7 protein-coding genes (1 of these 7 cut by a window edge) are annotated in these 5,675 nt (G+C 71.6%); 5 read left to right on the top strand and 2 right to left on the bottom strand.

Features of this window, described 5'->3' with window-relative positions; all coding sequences use genetic code 11:
* Window positions 1-160 (top strand): ABC transporter ATP-binding protein (locus tag D471_RS42580; RefSeq protein WP_152486496.1); only part of this gene is annotated, 160 nt, incomplete at its 5' end.
* Between the two features lie 361 nt (window positions 161-521).
* A complete protein-coding gene (locus D471_RS0129150; protein WP_017601888.1) occupies window positions 522-986 on the top strand; it encodes a PPOX class F420-dependent oxidoreductase in 465 nt (154 codons plus the stop codon).
* Here the strand turns inward: D471_RS0129150 and D471_RS36810 are convergent.
* Both D471_RS36810 and D471_RS0129140 read right to left on the bottom strand, forming a co-directional pair.
* Window positions 915-1,829, bottom strand: a complete 915-nt coding sequence (locus D471_RS36810) for an NAD(P)-binding domain-containing protein (protein ID WP_017601887.1) — start codon at window positions 1,827-1,829, stop codon at window positions 915-917. The two genes, D471_RS0129150 and D471_RS36810, sit on opposite strands and share 72 nt — an antisense overlap.
* A 581-nt stretch (window positions 1,830-2,410) precedes the next feature.
* Window positions 2,411-3,412 carry a LacI family DNA-binding transcriptional regulator gene (locus D471_RS0129140; RefSeq protein ID WP_017601886.1) on the bottom strand — a complete coding sequence of 334 codons (1,002 nt, stop codon included), beginning with the start codon at window positions 3,410-3,412 and terminating at the stop codon, window positions 2,411-2,413.
* A gap of 211 nt (window positions 3,413-3,623) precedes the next feature.
* Here D471_RS0129140 and D471_RS0129135 point away from each other — a divergent pair, with 211 nt between their 5' ends.
* The 3 genes in view from D471_RS0129135 to dctP are tightly spaced (at most 21 nt apart) and all read left to right on the top strand, a layout consistent with a single transcriptional unit that may run on beyond the window.
* Window positions 3,624-4,112, top strand: coding sequence for a TRAP transporter small permease (locus D471_RS0129135; protein ID WP_026128195.1), 489 nt, complete (start codon window positions 3,624-3,626; stop codon window positions 4,110-4,112).
* Window positions 4,109-5,383 (top strand): TRAP transporter large permease, encoded by a 1,275-nt coding sequence (locus tag D471_RS0129130; RefSeq protein WP_017601884.1) that lies wholly within the window; start codon window positions 4,109-4,111, stop codon window positions 5,381-5,383. Before D471_RS0129135 ends, D471_RS0129130 begins: the two co-directional genes overlap by 4 nt.
* Before the next feature lie 21 nt (window positions 5,384-5,404).
* Window positions 5,405-5,675, top strand: partial view of a TRAP transporter substrate-binding protein DctP gene (gene dctP, locus D471_RS36805; RefSeq protein ID WP_338045369.1) — the 5' end (the start) only. The gene runs 704 nt beyond the window's last position; 271 of the gene's 975 nt are visible here — the first part of the coding sequence; the start codon lies at window positions 5,405-5,407; the stop codon falls past the right edge of the window.

Genomic DNA, 5,675 nt, shown 5'->3' with positions numbered 1-5,675 from the left:
TGAGATCGTGGAGATGGGCGACAGCGACAGCGTGTACGAGGATCCGCAGAGCGAGTACACGCGTCAGTTGTTGGCGGCGGCGCCGGTGTTGGACGCCGACGAGGCCAGACGCCACCGCGCCGAACGCGTCGAGAAGCGCAGGGCCGGGCAGCCCGTGTAGGCGGCGGCGCGAGAACCGACGCCGGTGGGGACGTGGTCGACACGTCGCCGCCGGCGTCGTCCGTGTCCGGAGACCGGCTCCCGAGGGGCCCGGTCCCCTCCTGCGGACTCCGGTGGTCCTACCGGGCGGCTGACCGTCCCGAACGCGCTCGACGAGAACGGCGCGGTCCTCGGGCCACCCGACTCCGGGGCCGCGCGCACCGGCGCAGGCGCTCTCCCAGATACTGCCAGGGTCTGCCACATCCCACCGATCCGTGATTGGCTTTCCTCGTCCGGGGACGGACGGGCGCGCGGGGACGGTTTCCCCGTGCCGACTCCCTGACCCGGTTCCTCCACAGGGACAGCTACCGAGAGCGAGCACAGTGAGCCCTTCGATCGCCACCAACACCGCAGTCGACCGTGACGGGTTGATCGAGTTCGTCACGCCACGGCACAAGGCCCTGCTCATCACGCGGCGCCGTGACGGTTCGCCCCAGGCCTCACCCGTCACCTGCGGGGTGGACGCACAGGGGCGGATCGTGGTGTCCACCTACCCCGAGCGCGCCAAGGCCCGCAACGCCGCGCGGGACGAGCAGGTGAGCGTGGTGGTGCTCTCCGACGACTTCGACGGGCCCTGGGCACAGGTCGACGGGACCGCCGAGGTGCTCTCCGGGGAGGACGCGGTCGAGCCGCTGGTGGAGTACTTCCGGGTGATCGCGGGGGAGCACCCGGACTGGGAGGAGTACCGCCAGGCGATGCGTCGCCAGGGCAAGGCCCTACTGAGGATCACGCCGCGGACGTGGGGACCGGTGGCCACCGGAGGCTTCCCCGCCGACCGGACCCCCTGAACCGGCCGGAGCGCGCCCACCCGGGATCATCCCGGGCCGGGTCGTCCGCGTGGCGTCTCCAGGCCACCTCAGGTCGTCGAGGAGGTCGTCGAGGGCCTGGCGCAGGGCCGCGGAATTGGCCGGGCCGAACCAGGCGTTGCGGACCCGTTCGTTGATGCCGTTCGGGGTCTCGTGGTCGGACGCGAGCTGGTGGAGGGAACGGGTCTCGTCACCCAGGGCGCGGCCGACGCCCTGAAACAGGCCGCGGAGGTAGCGGTCCGCGTCCTCTGCGGCGAGGCCGTGGCCCGCCGCCCACTCCGTGAGCGTGGCGAGGTACCAGTAGTGGCTGGTCAGCGTCGCCGTCAGCGCGGAGAAGACGTTGAGGGTCGCCTCGTCCGCGACCGGCAGCGTCCCACCCAGGCGCTCGAAGAGGGCGTCGGCCACCGGGTGCGACGGACAGGTCACCGTGATGGAACGGCGCTCACGTACGGCGGGAAGAGGGATGGCCCGTACCAGCGGGGCGTCGGTGGCCAGTATCCGGCGCAGGTCGTCGTTGCCGACCCCGGCCATCACGTTGACCACCACGGTGTCGCGGTCCACCCGCAGACCGGTCAGCGCCTCGGTCCGGTCCTGGGGGCGTACGGCGATGACGACCACCTCGGAACGGTCCACCACCTCCTGGTTGCCGGCGCACACGTGCGCGTTGTCGTGGCGTTCGGCCAGCTCGGCGGCCGTGCGGGCGCCCCGGGGGGAGAGGAGGATCTCCGGCGGTCGCGCACTCCCGCCGCACAGGCCCTCGACGATCGCCCGACCGATCTCGCCCACTCCGATGACGCCGACGCGCTTCACTGCGGCCACCTCCATGGCTCTGGTACCTGCTGGTCGTGATCCGTCGGCGAGGTCCTCGTCCCACGTGTATCGTCCCCGATCCTCCCACCGGAGGGATCACCGCGTCCCACGGTCGCGCCGACCACGGTGGGGCGGTCCGGCGTCCCGGGCCGTCCGTGCCCGTGCGTCCACCCCGCCGCCCTCCCGTCGGGGGAGGGGGAGGGGAAGCGCGCCTGGGGAGGAACTCGCCCACCAACCGGTTCACCGTCTCCTGGGCCTCGGGAGGTGTGTCGAAGTCGTTGAGGCAGAAGAAGTCCTCCGCCCGGACGGGGCGGGCCGGGAACACGTCGTCGTTGAAGTACGGGCAGTGCTCTGGGAGCCCGTCGGAGTCCCTTCCCTGCGTGTCGCCCGAGGCGTTCGTCAGGATCCCGGCGGATCGACGCGCGCCCGGTGCCATCACTGACCCGGGGGCGGCGCCGAGGCGAACCGATGCTTCGCCGTTCCGTTCCAGAGTGGTGACCTGCGCATACGCATCGACGGCGACATGAATCACGCTTCTCCCGGTCGTCGCGGATTGCGATCCGCCCGTGGCGACTCCGTGGCCGCCGGACCGGGATTCAGCGCGGCGCCTGGCCGGTGGAGCCGCGGATGACCAGGTGCGAGGGGAGCATCACCCGGCGGTCTGGCGTGCGTGCCGTGGAGCGGGACCTGTTCTCCAAGAGCAGTTCCACGGCCGACCGGCCCGCCTCATCCTGGGGCCCCGCCAGGGTCGTGAGTGCGGGCACGCAGAAGTCGGCCCCGAAGATGTCGTCATAGCCCACCACGCTGATCCGCTCCGGCACCTTCACGCTCCGTTCGGCCAGGCGGCGCAGCACGCCGATGGCCAGCAGGTCGTTGTGCGCGACCACGGCCGTCGCACCCGTCACCAGGGCGGCGTCGGCCGCCGCTCCGCCACCGACCACGCGGGGAGGGAACGGCCCCAGACGCGTCGCCCTCATGCCCAGGTTCCGGGCGCCGTCGAGCAGCCCCTGCCACCGCTCACCCGCCAGCCAGGACTGGTGCGGTCCCGACAGGTAGACCAGTGTCCGGTGGCCGAGCGAGGCCAGGTGCTCCACGATCTGCCGGCTGCCCGCGCGGCTGTCGACCACCGCGCTGGGCAGGCCCCGCACCTCCCGGTTGACCAGGACCAGGTTGTGCTCCTCGGCCAGCTCCCAGACGCTCTCGTCGGACATCCGGCTCGACGCCAGCACGAAGCCGTCCACCGATCGCGCCAGGTGTTCGATCTTCGTGCGCTCGGTGTCGGCCGACTCCTCGGTGTCGCTGAGGATGAAGGTGATCCCGGCCGCGGAGGCGCGCCGCTCGGCGCCCCTGACGGTGCCGAAGAAGTGCGGGTTGGTGATGTCGGGAACCAGCATCGCCACGGTCGCGGTCCGTCCGGACTGCAACGCGGTCGCCAGGGGGCTGGGCCGGTAGCCGAGACGTTCGGCGACACCGAGGACGTGCTCGCGTGTGGCGGCGTTGACACGGCGGGGGTTGCGCAGGGCCCGCGACACCGTGGAGGCGGCGACGCCCGCCTCCCGGGCCACGTCGTAGATGGTGGTGCGCTTCGGGGAGTTCATAACGCCCCTTCTACGCGCTTTGACAACTTTTGGCAATCGCTTGCCACGACACGAGCGAGAAACCTAGGGTTCACATCACGCCTCGGGTGATGCGCATCACGCACCCCGTGACCTGCGCCGACACCGTAATCGTCCGTTGAGTGGAGCCGCCCGGATGGCTGACAGACCCCCAACCCCCGGCAACACACCACGCCCGCCGCGTCCCGCGGCGGTGCGGTGGTTGGAAACCGCAGAACTGGCCACCGGGGTCGCGCTGCTCGCCCTGATCCTCGCGCTCATCCTCACCCAGGCCGTCCAGCGCCACCTGCCCGTGGAAGGGTGGGTGTGGACCGGCGAGCTGGCCCGCCTCGGACTGGTCTGGCTCACGTTCTCACTGGTCTCCTACCTGTTGGGCCGAGACGAGCACATCACCCTCAAGGTGGTCGACCTCGTTCTCGGTGACCGCGCGCTGCGCGCGGTGTGGGTCCTGGCCAACCTCGTGGTCGCGGCCGTGGGCGTGCTGCTGACCCTGGAGGCCGTCGAACTCGTCCTCGGCGGGTCCCCGCAGTCCACACCGGCCCTGCGCATCCCCGTGGCCTGGATCTACGCGATCCCGCTGGTGGGCGTCGCGCTCATGTCGCTGCGGGCCCTCGCCAACGCGGCGCTGTCGCCCGGACCGCCCCAGCGCGAGCACCGCGACTCCGGGGAGGCGGCCCGATGAGCGCGCTGCTGGTCGTCCTCGGCATCCTCGTCCTGCTGCTCCTGCGGGTGCCCATCGCCTTCGCGATCCTGGGACCGTGCCTGACCTACATGGTGGTCGGCGGCCAGTCCACGGGGCTGAGCCTGCGTACCGCGGCCCAGGAGGTCAACAGCTTCCCCCTCCTGGCGGTCCCGCTGTTCATCCTGCTCGGCGTCGTCGCCAACCACACGGGGATCGCCGACCGGCTCTTCGCCTTCGCCCGAGTCCTGCTGGGGCGTGCGCGCGGCGGCCTCGGCTACGTCAACATCGGCGTCAGCGTCGGCTTCTCCTGGATCAGCGGCACGGCCCTGGCCGACGTCGCGGGCATGGGCAAGATGATGGTCCCGGCGATGACCAGGGCCGGGTACCCCCGGCGCTTCACCCTGGGGCTGACCGCCTCCACCAGTCTGATCAGCCCCGTGATGCCGCCCAGCATCCCCGCGATCGTGTACGCGTCGGTCGCGGCGGTCTCCACCGCCGCGCTGTTCGCCGCGGCGGTGGTCCCCGCCCTGCTGATGGCGGGGGGACTGACCCTGGCGGTGTTCCTGTGGGCGCGCACCAAGCCCGAACTCGCCGGAAGGCGGGCGTCGCGCGGCGAGCTGGCCGCCGCGACACGGAGAGCGCTGGGTCCGCTGCTCGCCCCCGTCCTGCTGCTCGGCGGGATCCTCAGCGGGCTGTTCACCCCCACCGAGGCCGCGTCGGTCGGCGTCGCCTACGTCCTGTTCCTGGGCCTGGTCTACCGCAGGCTGAGCTGGCGCACCCTGTGGCGCGTCGGAGCGGAGACCGTCACCACGGCCGCCTCCATCGCGATCATCCTCGCCGCCTCGGGCCTCCTCGGCTGGGTTCTGGCGCGCGAACAGGTCCCGCAGCAGGTGGCGACCTTCCTGCTGGGCCTGACCGACGACCCCACCGTCCTCCTGCTGCTGGTGAGCGTGGTCCTCATCCTCGTCGGAACCGTGCTGGAACCCATCGCCGCCCTGGTCATCACCGTTCCGGTCCTGCTGCCCGTCGCCGTCCGGCTGGGCGCCGACCCGGTCCACTTCGGCGTGATCACCATCCTCTGCCTGATGATCGGCCTGCTCACGCCCCCGATCGGCGGAGTGCTCTTCGTCCTCGGCTCGGCGACCCGCACCCCCATGCACGAGGTGTTCCGCGGTACCGCGCCCTTCCTGCTCCCCCTGGCGGCGGTCCTGCTGCTCCTGATCCTCATACCCGACCTGGTCCTGTTCCTGCCCGGACTCCTGGACCTGTGACACCCCTTCCCAAGGAGGAGAATCCCCCATGCGCACGACGACCCGACTGACAGCCCTGGTTCCCGCACTGGTGCTCGCCGCCACGGCCTGCGGCAGCGGCGGCGGAACCGCCGACGGAGAACTCACCCTCACCTTCGCCAACAGCTACACGCCGGACCACCCGCACACCCGCTGTGGCATCGACCTGGTCGCCGAGCGCGTGGCGGAGGCCGACGCCGGGTTCTCCGTCGACACCTTCCCGGGCAGTCAGCTCGGCAACAACACCGAGACCTTCGCCTCGGTCATGTCCGGC

The sequence above is a fragment of the Nocardiopsis lucentensis DSM 44048 genome (assembly GCF_000341125.1).
GTDB lineage: Bacteria > Actinomycetota > Actinomycetes > Streptosporangiales > Streptosporangiaceae > Nocardiopsis > Nocardiopsis lucentensis.
This window is presented reverse-complemented; position numbering and strand designations above follow the sequence as displayed.

What these genes read in the sequence shown, in the direction of transcription:
- D471_RS36810 (WP_017601887.1), bottom strand. Translation starts at nt 1,829, where the DNA reads ATGGAGGTGGCCGCAGTGAAGCGCGTCGGCGTCATCGGAGTGGGCGAG.
- D471_RS0129140 (WP_017601886.1), bottom strand. Translation starts at nt 3,412, where the DNA reads ATGAACTCCCCGAAGCGCACCACCATCTACGACGTGGCCCGGGAGGCG.
- D471_RS0129130 (WP_017601884.1), top strand. Translation starts at nt 4,109, where the DNA reads ATGAGCGCGCTGCTGGTCGTCCTCGGCATCCTCGTCCTGCTGCTCCTG.